This window comes from Pseudomonas paracarnis (assembly GCF_904063055.1).
Lineage (GTDB): Bacteria > Pseudomonadota > Gammaproteobacteria > Pseudomonadales > Pseudomonadaceae > Aquipseudomonas > Aquipseudomonas paracarnis.
Map to the genome: position 1 here is coordinate 399301 of NZ_CAJFCN010000003.1, position 15396 is coordinate 414696.

Here is a 15396-nt window from a genome sequence, read left to right on the forward strand (position 1 = left end):
CGAGGGGCCTGGGTGTTTTTTTGCCGGCACGTTGCTCAGTTAGAGAATGCGGTACAGCAAGCGCTCGATCCGCACCCGGCTGACACGCCGCAGGAACTTGCCGACAGCGGGCGGGTAATCCACCAGCGTCTGCAATTGCTGGTAACCCTGGATACGCGTGGTGTGTTGGAAAATATTCGCAAGCTCGGCGCTTCGCGGCCCTAGCCATTGGCCTTGAGGGTCGTCGATCAGCAAGCCGTTTTCCAGATCGAGGCGAAACGCCCGCGGGTTGAGGTTGTTGCCGGTGAGCAAGGTGTAGCGCTCATCCACCCACATGCCCTTGAGGTGATAGGTGTTATCGCCGTCGCGCCATAGGTGCAGGTTCAACTGGCCGCTGTTGATCATCGGCTGGTGCCGTTTGGCAAAGCGCCGCAGGCTGATCTCGTACAGGTACGGCAACGCCGCAATCACCTTGAAGGGTTCAGTGGGCGGAATATAGAAGTCGTTGGCGGTCTTGTCGCCCACCACGATGTCGATCTTCACACCGCGTGCCAGGGCACGGTTGATCTCGCGGGTTACCGGCAATGGCAGGTTGAAATACGGCGTGCAGATGGTCAGTTGCTGCTGGGCGCTGGCGATGAGTTCGAGGATCACCCGGCTCAACGGGTTGTTCTTGCCGACGCCCAGCAAGGGGCTGACCGACAGATGGCCATTGGGCAACTGCCCGGCTGTGGTGTCGTAGGTCGCATGCTTGAGACGGCTGCGCAGGTCGCCGATGTCGTTGCGCAGGCTGCGAGTGGTGGGCGGGTTTGGCAGGTCCAGGCGATGCACGGCCTTGGACGCCACCAGGCCGTGTTCCACCAGGTGCTGCATCGAATCGGCCAAGGGTTGGCTATGGATCAGGTGATAACGGTCGAAGCGGTATTTGTCGAACTTGTGCAGGTACACATTGTTCAGGCTGGCGCCGCTGTACAGCACGCTGTCATCGATCACGAAACCCTTGAGGTGCAACACGCCGAACAGCTCGCGGGTTTGCACCGGCACGCCGTACACCGGTACTTCGCTGGCGTGGCGCTGGGTCATGGCCTGGTACCAGGCGCTGTTGCCCGGTTGCTTGCCTGCGCCGATCAGCCCGCGCTGGGCGCGCAGCCAATCCACCATCACCACGATGTCCAGTTCGGGCCGTGCGGCCTTGGCGGCGTGTAGCGCGTCGTAGATTTCCTGCCCCGCCTCGTCCTGCTGCAAGTACAAGGCAACGATGTAGATACGCCGCGTGGCCTGGGCGATTTTCTCCAGCAGGCAGCGACGGTAGGCGTCGGCGCTTGGCAGCACCTCAAGGGCCTCGTTGGACAACGGAAAACCGCGCAGCTTGGGCAACAGGGAGCGTTTGAAGAACGACGGCATAGGGCTCGCAATGGTCGAATCCGAAGAGGTTCAAAGCTTACACCATGAGGCTGCTCAGGTCTCGCAACGGGCAATCGAAAAAGACTGTTGACCATGAAGAACGGTCGTTCTACTGTACTCGACATGAACGATATAACCCAGAATGAAACCCGCGACATTATTCTCGACGTCACCGAGAAGTTGATCTATCGCCACGGCATCGCTGCCACCGGTATGGACTTACTGGTAAAAACCGCTGGCGTGTCGAGAAAAAGTATCTATCGCTACTTCGCCAACAAAGATGAGTTGGTGGTGGCCGCCTTGCAACGCCGCGACGAGCGCTGGATGCAATGGCTGCGCAGCGAAGTGGAACGCAGCGACGACAGCGGCGAACGCCTGCTGGGGCTGTTCAGCGCGCTCAAGCGCTGGTTCGGCTCGGCAGACTTTCGCGGTTGCGCCTTTATCAACACCAGTGGTGAAACCGGCGATGCCCAAAACCCGGTGCGCCTGCTGGCCAAGGCCCATAAACGCAAACTGTTCGAGTACGCACTTGAACTGTGCCAAGCACATGGCACCCCCGACCCGGAGCAGCAGGCCGCGCAACTGCTGATCCTGATCGATGGCGCCATTACCGTTGCCCTGGTCATGGGTGATTCAACCGCTGCCGATAATGCGCAATGCATGGCGCGGACCTTACTGCAACTTTGAACCCACAGCCCAGGCAACTTTCGACCCAACCTTTATTGCATTGAGGAGTCGCCCATGTCAGCCCAAGAAGAAGTCCGCCCGCCCCTGCCGCCGTTTACCCGCACCTCTGCCATCGAAAAAGTCCGCCTGGCCGAAGATGGCTGGAACTCCCGCGACCCGCAACGTGTATCCCTGGCCTACACCCTGGACACGAACTGGCGTAACCGCGCCGAATTTGCCCATAACCGCGAAGAAGCCAAGCAGTTCCTGAGCCGTAAATGGGCCAAGGAACTGGATTATCGACTGATCAAGGAATTGTGGGCCTTTACTGATAACCGCATCGCCGTGCGCTATGCCTATGAATGGCACGATGATTCGGGTAACTGGTTTCGCTCGTACGGCAACGAAAACTGGGAGTTCGACGAGAACGGCTTGATGGCCAACCGCTTTGCCTGCATCAACGATATGCCAATCAAGGAGAGCGAGCGCAAGTTCCATTGGCCGCTGGGGCGGCGCCCGGATGCGCATCCCGGCCTGTCAGAGCTGGGGCTATAACCCCGACTCTGCAGACCGAATGAGATCCAATGTGGGAGCTGGCTTGCCTGCGAAAGCGGTCGTGCAGTAACAGATTCAGCGCCTGACACACCGCCTTCACAGGCAAGCCAGCTCCCACACTTGGATCGCGGGGCATCAATTGGATCTGCGTCTGCTGCCAGCCCCCTCCCACACGTTTAGTCCTGATTCAGCCCAACGCGATACAACACACCATCATCCTCATCGGTCAGCACATACAGAAACCCATCCGGCCCCTGTCGCACATCGCGGATCCGCGCTTTCAATTCGCCCAACAAGCGTTCCTCGTGGACCACTTTGTCACCCTCGAACTGCAACCGAATCAGCTCCTGACTCACCAGCGCACCGACAAACAGGTTGTGCTGCCATGCCTTGAACCGGTCGCCGTCATAGAACGCCATGCCACTGACACCCGGCGACTTCTCCCACACATGGTGGGGCGCCACTGTGCCCTCTGCCGTTTTGCCCTTGGCTTCGGGAATCGGCAGCAGGGAATAGTTGATGCCATGGGTTGCCAACGGCCAGCCGTAGTTCTTGCCGCGCTCGATGATATTGACTTCATCACCGCCACGGGGCCCGTGTTCATTTTCCCAGATCGTGCCGCTCCAGGGATTCAAGGCCAGCCCTTGCGGGTTACGCTGCCCATAGGACCAGATCTCGGGACGCACGCCGGGTTGACCGACGAAAGGGTTGTCATCCGGCACGCGCCCATCCGGGTAGATGCGCACCACTTTGCCTTGCAACTTGTCCAAATCCTGGGCCGTGGGGCGGTCGTTGTTCTCTCCAAGAGTCACGAACAGGTAGCCATCACGGTCGAAGGCCAGGCGCGAGCCGAAGTGGTTGCCGGTAGACAGCTTGGGCTCCTGGCGCAGGATCACCTTGAAGTCCTCCAAGCCGCTCAAGTCAGCGGCCAAGCGACCACGCCCTACGGCTGTGCCGGCCTTGCCACCCTCGCCACCGCCTTCGGCGTACGACAGGTACACCAGGCGGTCCTGCTTGAAGTCTGGCGACAGCACCACATCCAGCAACCCGCCCTGCCCTTTGGCCCATACCTGCGGCACGCCCTTCAAGGGCGCAGACAGCTTGCCGTCCGGGCTGACAAACCGCAGGTGCCCAGGTAACTCGGTCACCAAGAAACCTTGCTGGTCCGGCAAAAACGCCAGCGCCCATGGATGGTCCAGGCCCTTGGCGACCGGCGTGGCGGTGATGCTGCCTTGCTCAGTGGGGAACTGTTGGCTATCGACGGCATACGCCGCGCTCAACGGCAGCAACGCGGTGGCGCACAGGGCGGCTAGCAGGGTTTTACGTACAAACATAAGGCGAAATCCTCAGCGGCGATTGCCGTTGGCATCATAGGTGGGCGCTTTGGGTGCGGTGGCCGGGCGGCTGGGGGCCGCCTCCTGCTTGGGGTAGCGGTTGCCGATGCCACCGTTTTCCAGCGTTGGCCGCGGGTTGGCCGGGACTGGCTGGATACTGCGAACAGCCGGTGCATTGGGCTGGGTGCCCTGCATGCTATTGGGGTTGGCCCGGTGAATAGGGCCGTGGTCGCTACGCCCCGGCAGGTTTTGCGCCTGGGCCAATGGCGCAAGGGCCAGGCCCAGCGCCAGTGCTGCGAGATGACGTACACAACGGTTCATGGCCAAACCTCTCTATGCCAAGTACTACGTGCTTTCGATAACACGCTACGCCGCGGGTTCGCGTTGTGACACTAAATAGTTTCTCATCAGGTGTAACACGATCTGTCCGAGCATCTATCCGCCGAAACTTTTGCCCTGCCCTGTGAGTCACCAGCACACAGGCTCTTCGTTGAGGAATCACACCTATGCCACGGGCAATCTGGAAAGGCGCCATCAGTTTCGGCTTGGTTCACATCCCGGTATCGCTGGTCTCGGCGACCTCTTCACAAGGCGTCGACTTTGACTGGCTGGACAAGCGCAGCATGGACCCGGTGGGCTATAAGCGCATCAACAAAACCACCGGCAAGGAAGTCACCAAGGAAAATATCGTCAAGGGCGTGGCCTTTGAAAAAGGACGCTACGTGGTGCTCAGCGAAGACGAAATTCGCTCGGCCCACCCCAAGTCCACCCAGACCATCGAAATCATCGCCTTCGTCGCCAGCGACCAGATCCCCCTGCAAAACATCGACACGCCCTACTTCCTCGCTCCGGATAAACGCGGCGGCAAGGTCTATGCACTGCTGCGCGAAGCGCTGAAAAAAACCGGCAAGGTGGCCCTGGCCAATGTGGTACTGCACACCAAGCAACACCTGGCCGCGTTGATGCCGCTGGAATCGGCTCTGGTGCTGGTCATGCTGCGCTGGCCCGCTGAAGTGCGCAGCCTGGATGAGTTGGAACTGGGCAGCGATGTGACAAAGCCGACCCTGGCCAAAGGTGAATTGGACATGGCCAAGCGCCTGGTGGAAGACATGAGCGCCGATTGGCAGCCCGATGAATACCGTGACAGCTTCCAGGACAAGATCAGGGCGCTGGTGGCGAAGAAGGCCAAGGCCGGCAAGATCGAAGATGTGGAAACGGTCGAAGGCGGCGAAGAGCGAAAATCCGCGGATGTCATCGACCTGACCGAACTGCTCAAACGCAGTCTGGCGGGTAAACCTGCGGCGAAAAAAAGCACCGCGAAAAAGTCCAATAACAAGGCCTCTTGAGCCTGCCATTGACGGGAGAATGACATGGCAAAGCCCCTGAGTGAGTACAATCGCAAGCGCGATTTCAAGATCACCGCCGAACCCGCCGGCAGCTCACCCGCCAGCAAACGCAACGTCTCGGCCCTCAGCTTCGTGATTCAAAAGCACGATGCGCGCAACCTGCACTACGACTTTCGGCTGGAACTCGATGGCGTGCTGCTGAGCTGGGCGGTGCCCAAGGGCCCAAGCCTGGACCCGAGCCAAAAACGCCTGGCGGTGCATGTTGAAGATCACCCACTGAGCTATGGCAGTTTCGAGGGCAGCATTCCCGCCGGCCAATACGGTGCGGGGGATGTGATCGTATGGGACCGAGGCATTTGGCAGCCCCACGATGACCCGCGCAAAGCCTACGCGGCGGGCAAGCTCAAATTCACCCTGGTCGGTGAAAAACTCTCCGGTGACTGGGCGCTGGTACGCACCCGGCTCAAGGGCAGCGGCGACAAGGAGCAATGGCTGTTGATCAAGGAAAACGATCAGCAGGCGCGCCCGGCCTCTGAGTTCGATATCGTCCAGGCCGAGCCCGCCAGCGTGCTCAGCGATGCGGTGGTGGGTAAGCCAAAGGCCAAGGCCAAACCCAAGGCCGCGCCAAAAGCCAAAACGCCCAAGCGCATCGCTGCCCTGCCGGATGAGTTTGCCCCCCAATTGGCAACCTTGGTGGACCGGGCGCCCGAAGGTGATTGGCGCTACGAGATCAAGTTCGACGGCTACCGCATCATGGCGCGCATTCGCGACGGCGAAGTGCGCCTGTTCACCCGTAACGGCCACGACTGGACCGAACGCCTGCCACGTCAGTGCAAAGCCTTGCAAGCCCTCAAGCTCAAGGACAGTTGGCTGGATGGCGAAGTGGTCAGCCTCAATGGCGACGGGCTGCCGGATTTCCAGGCGCTGCAAAACGCGTTCGATATCGGCCGCAGCCTGGACATTGTCTATTACCTGTTCGACGCACCGTTTTTGAACGGCCGCGACCAGCGTGAAGACCCGGTCGAAGAGCGTCGGGCTGCGCTTAAATCTGCGCTGTCCGCCAGCCGAAGCAAACTGCTGCGCTTCTCCGAAGCCTTTGCCGCCAGCCAGCGCGATATTTTCGAGAGCGCCTGTGACCTGGCGCTAGAAGGCGTGATCGGCAAGCGCGCCGGCAGCCCCTACGTGTCGCGGCGCAGTGCCGACTGGATCAAGCTCAAATGCCGCCTGCGCCAAGAGTTCGTGATTGTCGGCTACACCCGCCCCCAAGGTTCGCGCAGCGGCTTTGGGGCGCTGCTGTTGGCGGTCAACGATGACACCGGCCTGGTATATGCCGGGCGCGTGGGCACGGGCTTTGACCAGGCGGCGCTGAAAAGTATCTATGCCAAGCTCACCCCGCTTGAGCGCAAGGACTCGCCCCTGCAAAAACCATTGACCAGTGCCCAGGCCCGTGGCGTGCATTGGGTTGAGCCGAGCCTGGTCGGCGAGGTGCAATTTGCCGAATGGACCCGCGAAGGCGTGGTGCGCCAAGCCGCGTTTGTGGGCCTGCGCACCGACAAGCCAGCCTCGCAGATCATTCATGAACAGCCGCGCGCGGCCAAGTCGGTCAAGGCACCCGAAACGTCGAAAGCCGGTAAAGCGCAGGCAACGGTGAAGAGCGTGAAAATCACTCACCCCGAGCGCATTATCGACAAGCACAGCGGCACGCAAAAACAGCAACTGGCGCAGTTCTACACCGATATCAGCGAATGGATCCTGCCCTTCCTGCGCGCACGTGCCGTGTCATTGCTGCGGGCGCCGGAAGGGATCGAAGGTGAGCAGTTCTTCCAGAAGCACTCAGAGCGTATGGCCATCCCCCACATCAAGCAATTGGACCAGGCGCTGGACCCAGGCCATGCGCGCCTGATGGAAATAGACAGCGTGGAGGCCCTGGTCGGCGCGGTGCAAATGGGTACCGTCGAATTTCACACCTGGGGCGCCACTGCAGACAAGATTGAAACGCCTGACCTGTTTGTTCTCGATCTCGACCCGGACCCGGCCCTGCCCTGGAAAGCCATGCTGGAAGCGGCCCAACTGACCCTGTCGGTACTCGATGAGCTGGGCTTGCAAGCTTTCGTCAAAACCAGCGGCGGCAAGGGCCTGCACTTGATCGTGCCGTTGGCCCGGCGCGACGGCTGGGACACCGTGAAGGCGTTCGCCAAAGCCATTGCGCAATTCATGACCCGGCAACTGCCCGAACGCTTTACCGCCACCAGTGGCCCCAAGAACCGCGTCGGCAAGATATTTATCGATTACCTGCGCAACGCCCGTGGCGCCAGTACCGTAGCGGCGTATTCCGTGCGGGCCCGCCCGGGCCTGCCAGTGTCGGTGCCGGTGAGTCGAGAGGAGTTGAAAGGATTACGCGGCGCCCAACAGTGGACAGTGGCGAACCTGCATCAGCGGCTGCAAACGTTGAAGGATGACCCCTGGGCGGGGTATGCCAATCGACAGAAGATCAGCAAAAAGATGTGGGACAAGCTGGGCGCGCAACCCCCTGGGTGATCCGCGCCTTGAGCCAGGTCAGATAAGAATGAAGATCAGCGCCAGACCGGCAAAGATCGCCCACTTTTCCAGGTAGTAGCGCGTGCGATTGCGCTTCTTGAGCTCTTTGCCACGCAGGCGAATCTTGTACAGACGGGTAAAGGCACGGTTGAGGCCGCCGGTCTTGTCACCCTCATCGTTGGGCGAACCTGCGGCCGCCATCACATTGCGGCTGAACCAGCGGTTGAACGCAGCTGCCCAGCGGTACTTCATCGGCCGTTCGATATCACAGAACAGAATGATGCGGTTCTGTTGGGTGGTGTTTTCCGCGTAGTGAATGTAGGTCTCGTCGAACATCACCGGCTCGCCATCGCGCCAGTAATAGCTTTCGCCATCCACATTGATGTAGCAACCTGGATCGTTAGGGGTATCCAGCCCCAGGTGATAGCGGTACGAGCCCGCATACGGGTCACGGTGACGTACCAGCTTGGAGCCCGGTGGCAGCTCGGCGAACATCGCCGCCTTGATCGAGCCGATGCTTTGCACCAGCTCGGTGGTGCGTGGGCACAGCTTCATCGCCGAGGGGTGACTGTCGCCGTACCACTTGAGGTAGAACCGCTTCCAGCCGGTCTTGAAAAACGAGTTGAACCCTACGTCGTTGTATTGCTCCGAGCGTTTGATCTCACCCGCCCGCATCAGATTCTGGCCTTCTTCGCGGATCTCTTCCCAGTGCTCCTGCAATGGGCTCAGGTCTGGAAAGTCGCTGGGCGAGAGGTAGGGACGGCTGGGCTGCTTGGAGAACAGGTACAGGAAACAGTTGATCGGCGCCAGGAACGTCGAGTGATCGCTAAGCTGGCGACCCAGCTTGTGTCGCACCCGACCGCGCAGGTGTACATACGCAATGGAAGCAACGTAGAGAGCAACAATGATGAGTTTCAAGGGATTCGTCACACGTCAGGGAGAGAACAGGCTGCTCCTGCGGGCCCACAACGGCCGAGGATGGATAAGCAGCACCTGAAATCACAATTCACATACAGGCGACACGGCCGGCGGATAACCGCCTGAGTGCGACCATTGGCAGTTATTTAGCCACACTTTGTAACCAAAGGTTAACTAAGAATTGTGAAAAGCTGTCTACTGAGTGTGCTGGGGGTAGGAGCAGGCAGGCCCTTGAGCCTGCCTGTTTGAGGGCGTTTGAAGGGTTACAGCGGCGAGTCGTTACCCTCGCGGCGATCCCCTAATGCCGTATAGGGCACGGCCTGAGTGCGGCTGCGAACGAAGTAGCGGATCAGCGCAATCATCAGGCCCAGCAACAGTCCGCCAACAAGGCTCAACGCGATAACCAGCGGCTTTTTCGGCTTGATCGGCGACAGAGGTTCCTGGGCTCGACGGTCAATCGTCACCAGCTTGAGGTTGCTCATATCGATATTCAAACCACGCAACCTGGCGACTTCAGCGCGAAGCGGCTCGACGTCCTGCAAGAAGATGTCTTCATTGCCACGCTTGCGCAGCACCTCAACCTCGCGGTTGCTTTCCAGCAGTTGCAGCTCTTTGCCGATCTCGGCAATGCGCGGGTTGGTGAAATCGTCGCTGGTACGCTGCTGCAATGCAGCGCGTTCGGCTTCCAACGCCTCGGTCCCCATGAAATACAGCGGGATCTTCTGGTTGTTCACCTCGGTCCGCATGACCTGGCTCGAACCCGTGCGGGTGGAGTCGGCCATTGAGGACGGCGTTGTCGGTGTACGAATGCCCATGGACTTGGCAATGCTGATGGCTTCGGCCAACTCGGCGAGGCGGTTGGTGCGTTCCATCTTCATCTGCAGGCGCAGGGCGCTGAGTTCATCCTGCAGTTGGGCACGCTTGAGCCGGTCCGCTTCCAGCAGCTTGGCGATTTTCGATTCTTTATCGGTATCGTAGTTGGCGCGGGCGGCGTCGATCTTGCCCTTGAGCTCGCTCAAGCGGTTATTGACGATCACCTTGAGGTCAGCACCCACTTGCTGACGCTCGGCGGCAATGGCGTAGTCCACAAAACCGTTGAGGATCGCAACACCATCGACGTCGGTCGGGTATTGCAGTTCCAGACGGATATAGCTGCTCAACGAATCGGATTTCTTGGGGTCAGGCAAAATCAGATTGACCGAATTGCGGTTGAACGCCTCAAAGCTCTGCTCAAGGGTTTGCCCCGGTTTCTTGAACGCCTTGAACAACTCCTCATGATCCTTGAAGAACCCCAGGCGTGCATCATAAGAGTCCAACTGCGCGCCCACTTTGAGCAGCGCATCGGCAGGCGGCAACTTATACACTTCCGAACGGTTCAAGGCGTCTAGCTCGTTGATTGCAGCAGGCCGCAACACACTGCTGACTTCATAGGTCTTGGGTGCCAGGAAGGCATAACCTGCGCCTAATACCCCGGCCAGAAGCGTACACCCGATCACCAGCTTTTTTTGTCGCCAGATGGCGTGAAACAATTCAAATAAATCAATTTCATCAGACGCTGCGGAAGGCGGAAGCGGGGAAGTACGATTCAAAATAAGAACACCTTAAAATAATACTAAAAGGCCATCATTCTCAGAAGTCTAAAAGACTTCAAAAATCAGGGACAACGCCCTGGATACGGCAGACCAATGGCGATGTGACCACTCAGTCCCCTGAAATATCCCACAAACTTAGGGATTATTTCGGTTTCATTTCGGTGAGTAAGCCAAATGACACAGCCATGTCAGACTGATCTGGTTGCAAGCGTAGTCAATACAACATGAAAAAGCTGTCAAATAGCTGTCTTATAAAGAAAAAAATTTCGCCTACAGGCGGAACAGTGTCAGCCTCAATACAATTGAACATTTTTTTGAACAGCAATAAGGAGTTTGCATGTCACCCCTTTCCGCTTCGGACTTTCGCGCACTGCAAGGCACTTGGGAACAAACAGCCCTTGAAGACAGTGGCGTGCTTAACCCCGTGGATGCCCACAGCGCGCCGGGAGCAACGACGACAATTGCGGGGGATCGCTTCGAAGTGACCACGGTCAGTGGCGAAGTATTATTGGCAGGACGCTTCGTACTGGACGCCAGTACCACGCCCAAAAGCATTACCTGGACGGACGACATGGGCGATGATGCAGGCAAGCAACTCCCCGCCAGTTACCGGCTCGACGGCGATGATTTTGTGTTTATCGCAGCGGATGAGGGCATGCCCAGGCCCACTGTATTCAGCACTGGCCCAGGGCAAACCATGCGCACCTTCGTGCGGCGCTCTTGATCAAATGTGGGAGCTGGCTTGCCTGCGATAGCGGTGGGTCAGTCAACTAATCTGTCACTGATACACCGCTATCGCAGGCAAGCCAGCTCCCACAGGTTTGAACGCGGGGCGTCAGGCAGACAGGCGGTGGCTGGCAGGCCGTTAGGGGAGCAAGCTCCCTCGCCACAGGTGGACACATAAGCCGTGATTATCCGATTTGATCACGGCATTTTCACAAGGACTTCACTTTTCGACCTATAAGGTCAGGCCTACCTACTCCAGTGAATCACTTGGCCCGCCCTCTCCTCGCGGGCCTTTTTTTTGCGTGCGCAAACCTTGATCAGCCATCACGCCTGATCGCTGTCATGGTAAAGCACAGGGGCAGTTGCGCGGCCTGATGCTCATATTGATCGTAGAGTTCTTCCCGGTTTGAATGCGGGTATTCCTGCAAATGAGCGATCTGCAACCGCGCTGCGATAGCCCCGCTGACTACATTGCCCAGGGTATGTACATACCAATAGGAGGTCGGCCCGGGCCGCTCATCCTTCCCTTCATAGACAATTGCCTCCTGCAGCACAAAGGGTTCACGCTGGAAGTAAGAACTGGCAGGCAGCATAGGGTTGGCCCCACAGGGGTCAAACATCTCAAGAAAGGGATGGGTTTCGTACATGACCAACGTACCGCCGGGCTTCAGCACACTGGCAACCTGGCGCATGAACAACGCCACATCCGGCATCCAGCCCAGCACACCGATGGTCACCAGGGCAATATCGAACCGTGCCTGCAAACGCTCGGGCAAATGGTGGATATCGGTCTCAATGAACTCAGGGCTGTGTGGCGAGGCCTCAGCCAACTCCCGCGCCTGTTCAAGAAACGCCCGGGATTGATCAACCCCCACCACCGAACGGGCGCCCAAGCCATACAACGAAAGGCTTTCGCGCCCGTTGTTGCAGCACAATTGCACCACGTCCTTGCCCACCACGCCTACCTCTTGCAGCAAGGTGGTGATGGTCGGGTCCAGGCAGGAAAAATCAGGCTCGGCTACCGAGTCCAGCAGTGCCGCCCAGGTCGCGGTGTCTTTATGCAACCCGGCGGATTCGTCCCAGGCATTTCTATTGCTGGCGATCGCCTCTTGCGCTGAGGGCATGTCCATTGCTTCTCCAGAAATTCATTCCAGTGGGCTTCGGAAAGTAAATTAAATGCGCGCAGGAGGAAACCCTGGCCCACCGCGAAACTTATCACCCAGCCCACCGGTCATTAACCCAACGCGTGTTCAGCCCCTGAACGCCGCTCTTGAAGGTCGCATCGTGGCCCGTCATTCAGACCTGCGCATCGCTTTATCCCTGGACAGCCTGAACTTCTTTCTCGCCGATGTGCGCGACGGTCTCGGACCGTACCTGGCGATCTACCTGCTGGCCGTGCATCAATGGGAGCCGGCCAGCATTGGCGTGGTCATGACCCTCGCAGGCATCGCTGCCTTGCTGACCCAAGGCCCCGCGGGTGCGTTGATCGACCGCACTCGCAGCAAACGTGCGGTGGTCGCCCTGGCCGCGCTGTTGGTGACGGGCAGTTGCCTGATGCTGCCCTTCGTCAGTTCATTTGGCTGGGTGGCGCTGACCCAAGCTGCCAGCGCCGTAGCTGCCTCTGTCTTTGCCCCGGCAATTTCCGCCATTTCGCTGGGAATCACCGGGCCGCGTGCCTTCACCCGGCGTACCGGGCGCAACGAGACTTTCAACCATGCCGGCAATGCCGTGGCCGCATTGCTGGCCGGCGGGCTGGCCTACCTGTTCGGGCCGGTGGTGGTGTTCTACCTGATGGCGTTCATGGCCGTCGCCAGTGTCATTGCGGTCAGTTGCGTGCCGGCCAAGGCGATTGACCATGAGGTCGCCCGTGGTTTCGATCCGGCCCATCACACCGACCACGAACAGCCCTCGGGGCTTAACGCGCTGCTCACCAACCAACCGCTGCTACTGTTCGCCATCTGCTGCGCACTGTTTCACCTGGCCAACGCCGCGATGCTGCCGTTGGTCAGTCAGAAACTGGCGCAGATCAATCTGCAGATGGCTACCCCGCTGACTTCAGCCTGCATTGTCGCCGCACAGTTGGTGATGGTGCCGATGGCCTGGCTGGTCGGGCTCAAGGCCGATGTCTGGGGACGCAAGCCGCTGTTGCTTGTAGGTTTCCTGATACTGCCGTTGCGTGGCGTGCTCTATACCTTATCCAGCGACCCCTACTGGCTGGTGGCGGTGCAGATGCTCGACGGTATCGGTGCCGGCATTTTCGGCGCCCTGTTCCCGGTGATCGTCAAAGACCTGACCCAAGGCACCGGGCGCTTCAACGTCAGCCTGGGCGCCCTCTCCACCGTATTTGGCCTCGGCGCGGCGCTCAGTAGCAGCCTGGCCGGTTTCGTGGTGCAGCAGGCTGGCTACAACGCGGCGTTCCTGACGTTGGCGGCAGTTGCAGCCGCTGCCTTGATGCTGTTGTGGCTGGCGATGCCGGAGACCTTGGCAAAACCATCCTTCGCTCGCCATACAACTGTCGCCTGACATATGCGACAATGCGCGCCAAATTCCAACACACATTCCAAATTTTGTGTTCAGCGACCGGGTTTCGCGCCTTGATGTCGCTGTTGACGCATGCCTGAAGGCACCTGCCGTCACGCTCGCAACCCATTGATAGGTAAAGTAATTGATCTCCACAGCTAACATCACCATGCAGTTCGGCGCCAAGCCGCTCTTCGAGAACGTCTCGGTCAAGTTCGGCGCCGGCAACCGCTATGGTTTGATCGGTGCCAACGGTTGCGGCAAGTCGACCTTCATGAAAATCCTCGGTGGCGACCTCGACCCGTCCGGCGGGCAGGTCATGCTCGAGCCGAATGTGCGCCTGGGTAAACTGCGCCAGGACCAGTTCGCCTACGAAGAATTCACCGTGCTCGACACCGTGATCATGGGCCACGAGGAGCTGTGGAAGGTCAAGGCCGAGCGCGACCGCATCTACTCGCTGCCGGAAATGAGCGAAGAAGATGGCATGGCCGTGGCCGAGCTGGAAACCGAGTTCGCCGAGATGGACGGCTACACCGCCGAATCCCGCGCCGGCGAGCTGCTGCTGGGCCTGGGTATTCCCCTGGAACAGCATTTCGGCCCGATGAGCGAAGTGTCCCCCGGCTGGAAGCTGCGCGTACTGCTGGCCCAGGCGCTGTTCTCCGACCCGGAAGTGCTGTTGCTCGACGAACCGACCAACCACTTGGACATCAACACTATCCGCTGGCTGGAAAACATCCTGACCCAGCGCTCCAGCCTGATGATCATCATCTCTCACGACCGTCACTTCCTGAACAGCGTGTGCACCCACATGGCTGACCTGGACTACGGCGAGCTGCGCCTGTTCCCGGGCAACTACGACGAGTACATGACCGTGGCGACCCAGTCCCGCGAGCAATTGCTGTCGGACAACGCCAAGAAGAAAGCGCAGATTTCCGAACTGCAATCCTTCGTCAGCCGCTTCTCGGCCAACGCCTCGAAAGCCAAGCAGGCGACCTCCCGTGCCAAGGCGATCGACAAGATCCAGCTGGCCGAAGTCAAGCCGTCGAGCCGTGTGAGCCCGTTCATCCGTTTCGAGCAGAACAAAAAGCTGCACCGCCAGGCGGTCATGGTCGAAAAAATGGCCAAAGGTTTCGACGGCAAGCCGTTGTTCAAGGACTTCAGCTTCCAGGTTGAAGCGGGCGAGCGCGTGGCGATCATCGGCCCCAACGGTATCGGTAAGACCACCCTGCTGCGCACCCTGGTCAACGAACTGACCCCGGACGCCGGTAGCATCAAGTGGACCGACGCCGCCGAGCTGGGCTACTACGCCCAGGACCACGCCCACGACTTCGAAGACGACGTGAGCCTGTTCGACTGGATGGGCCAATGGACCCAAGGCGAGCAAATGATTCGCGGCACCCTGGGCCGCATGTTGTTCTCCAACGACGAGATCCAGAAGTCGGTCAAAGTGATCTCCGGTGGTGAACAAGGTCGCATGCTGTTCGGCAAGCTGATCCTGCAAAAGCCGAACGTGTTGATCATGGACGAACCGACCAACCACCTGGACATGGAATCCATCGAAGCGCTGAACCTGGCGCTGGAGAACTACCCGGGCACGCTGATCTTCGTCAGCCACGACCGTGAGTTCGTATCGTCCCTGGCCACCCGCATTATCGAGTTGAGCCCTAGCGGCGTGATCGACTTCAGCGGCACCTATGACGACTACCTGCGTAGCCAGGGTGTGGTGTTCTAAGAGCAGCACTGAGCTGCAAGCTACAAGCTGCAAAAAAAGCCCTGTCCCTGTGACAGGGCTTTTTGCATCCGCACTGTGCCGGGCGC

The 15396-nt window shown here is 59.3% G+C and carries 13 protein-coding genes; 7 read left to right on the forward strand and 6 right to left on the reverse strand.

What is annotated here, in order from left to right:
• Nucleotides 1–39: 39 nt before the first annotated feature.
• The gene (gene pssA / locus JMV15_RS08980) at nt 40–1383 is read right to left on the reverse strand and encodes a CDP-diacylglycerol--serine O-phosphatidyltransferase (protein WP_060766465.1); all 1344 of its coding nucleotides are present in this window, start codon (nt 1381–1383) and stop codon (nt 40–42) included.
• Between the two features lie 123 nt (nt 1384–1506).
• Here pssA and JMV15_RS08985 point away from each other — a divergent pair, with 123 nt between their 5' ends.
• Nucleotides 1507–2070 carry a TetR/AcrR family transcriptional regulator gene (locus JMV15_RS08985; protein ID WP_014718368.1) on the forward strand — a complete coding sequence of 188 codons (564 nt, stop codon included), beginning with the start codon at nt 1507–1509 and terminating at the stop codon, nt 2068–2070.
• Between the two features lie 54 nt (nt 2071–2124).
• Entirely contained in the window at nt 2125–2604 is a 480-nt protein-coding gene (locus JMV15_RS08990) for a nuclear transport factor 2 family protein (RefSeq protein ID WP_038450036.1), read from the forward strand.
• Between the two features lie 176 nt (nt 2605–2780).
• Here the strand turns inward: JMV15_RS08990 and JMV15_RS08995 are convergent, their stop codons facing one another.
• Nucleotides 2781–3938 carry a PQQ-dependent sugar dehydrogenase gene (locus JMV15_RS08995; protein ID WP_014718366.1) on the reverse strand — a complete coding sequence of 386 codons (1158 nt, stop codon included), beginning with the start codon at nt 3936–3938 and terminating at the stop codon, nt 2781–2783.
• A gap of 12 nt (nt 3939–3950) precedes the next feature.
• Nucleotides 3951–4259: a hypothetical protein gene (locus JMV15_RS09000; RefSeq protein ID WP_014718365.1), complete on the reverse strand. Its 309-nt coding sequence runs from the start codon at nt 4257–4259 to the stop codon at nt 3951–3953.
• A 185-nt stretch (nt 4260–4444) separates the two neighbouring features.
• On the opposite strand from JMV15_RS09000, the gene ku reads away from it, so the two are divergent.
• Entirely contained in the window at nt 4445–5284 is an 840-nt protein-coding gene (gene ku, locus JMV15_RS09005; protein ID WP_014718364.1) for a non-homologous end joining protein Ku, read from the forward strand.
• A 24-nt stretch (nt 5285–5308) separates the two neighbouring features.
• Entirely contained in the window at nt 5309–7822 is a 2514-nt protein-coding gene (ligD, locus tag JMV15_RS09010; RefSeq protein ID WP_038450033.1) for a DNA ligase D, read from the forward strand.
• Nucleotides 7823–7840: 18 nt separating this feature from the next.
• Here ligD and lpxO read toward each other — a convergent pair whose 3' ends face one another.
• On the reverse strand, nt 7841–8740 hold the full coding sequence (gene lpxO, locus JMV15_RS09015) for a lipid A hydroxylase LpxO (RefSeq protein WP_014718362.1): 900 nt from the start codon (nt 8738–8740) through the stop codon (nt 7841–7843).
• A 263-nt stretch (nt 8741–9003) separates the two neighbouring features.
• Nucleotides 9004–10329, reverse strand: coding sequence for a Wzz/FepE/Etk N-terminal domain-containing protein (locus JMV15_RS09020; protein ID WP_014718361.1), 1326 nt, complete (start codon nt 10327–10329; stop codon nt 9004–9006).
• A 340-nt stretch (nt 10330–10669) separates the two neighbouring features.
• Here JMV15_RS09020 and JMV15_RS09025 point away from each other — a divergent pair, with 340 nt between their 5' ends.
• The gene (locus JMV15_RS09025; protein ID WP_019820134.1) at nt 10670–11056 is read left to right on the forward strand and encodes a TIGR03067 domain-containing protein; all 387 of its coding nucleotides are present in this window, start codon (nt 10670–10672) and stop codon (nt 11054–11056) included.
• A 319-nt stretch (nt 11057–11375) separates the two neighbouring features.
• Here the strand turns inward: JMV15_RS09025 and JMV15_RS09030 are convergent, their stop codons facing one another.
• Nucleotides 11376–12188 (reverse strand): class I SAM-dependent methyltransferase, encoded by an 813-nt coding sequence (locus JMV15_RS09030; protein WP_014718359.1) that lies wholly within the window; start codon nt 12186–12188, stop codon nt 11376–11378.
• 154 nt (nt 12189–12342) lie between these two features.
• On the opposite strand from JMV15_RS09030, the gene JMV15_RS09035 reads away from it, so the two are divergent.
• Together JMV15_RS09035 and JMV15_RS09040 are read left to right on the forward strand one after the other, a co-directional pair.
• Complete coding sequence (locus JMV15_RS09035) at nt 12343–13581, forward strand: MFS transporter (RefSeq protein WP_038450030.1); 1239 nt, start codon at nt 12343–12345, stop codon at nt 13579–13581.
• A gap of 142 nt (nt 13582–13723) precedes the next feature.
• Nucleotides 13724–15310, forward strand: a complete 1587-nt coding sequence (locus tag JMV15_RS09040; protein WP_003191057.1) for an ABC-F family ATPase — start codon at nt 13724–13726, stop codon at nt 15308–15310.
• Nucleotides 15311–15396: the final 86 nt, after the last annotated feature.

Excerpts from the sequence above, each read along its gene's own strand:
- pssA (WP_060766465.1), bottom strand. The coding sequence starts at position 1,383 with ATGCCGTCGTTCTTCAAACGCTCCCTGTTGCCCAAGCTGCGCGGTTTT.
- JMV15_RS08985 (WP_014718368.1), top strand. The coding sequence starts at position 1,507 with ATGAACGATATAACCCAGAATGAAACCCGCGACATTATTCTCGACGTC.
- JMV15_RS08990 (WP_038450036.1), top strand. The coding sequence starts at position 2,125 with ATGTCAGCCCAAGAAGAAGTCCGCCCGCCCCTGCCGCCGTTTACCCGC.
- JMV15_RS08995 (WP_014718366.1), bottom strand. The coding sequence starts at position 3,938 with ATGTTTGTACGTAAAACCCTGCTAGCCGCCCTGTGCGCCACCGCGTTG.
- JMV15_RS09000 (WP_014718365.1), bottom strand. The coding sequence starts at position 4,259 with ATGAACCGTTGTGTACGTCATCTCGCAGCACTGGCGCTGGGCCTGGCC.
- ku (WP_014718364.1), top strand. The coding sequence starts at position 4,445 with ATGCCACGGGCAATCTGGAAAGGCGCCATCAGTTTCGGCTTGGTTCAC.
- ligD (WP_038450033.1), top strand. The coding sequence starts at position 5,309 with ATGGCAAAGCCCCTGAGTGAGTACAATCGCAAGCGCGATTTCAAGATC.
- JMV15_RS09025 (WP_019820134.1), top strand. The coding sequence starts at position 10,670 with ATGTCACCCCTTTCCGCTTCGGACTTTCGCGCACTGCAAGGCACTTGG.
- JMV15_RS09030 (WP_014718359.1), bottom strand. The coding sequence starts at position 12,188 with ATGGACATGCCCTCAGCGCAAGAGGCGATCGCCAGCAATAGAAATGCC.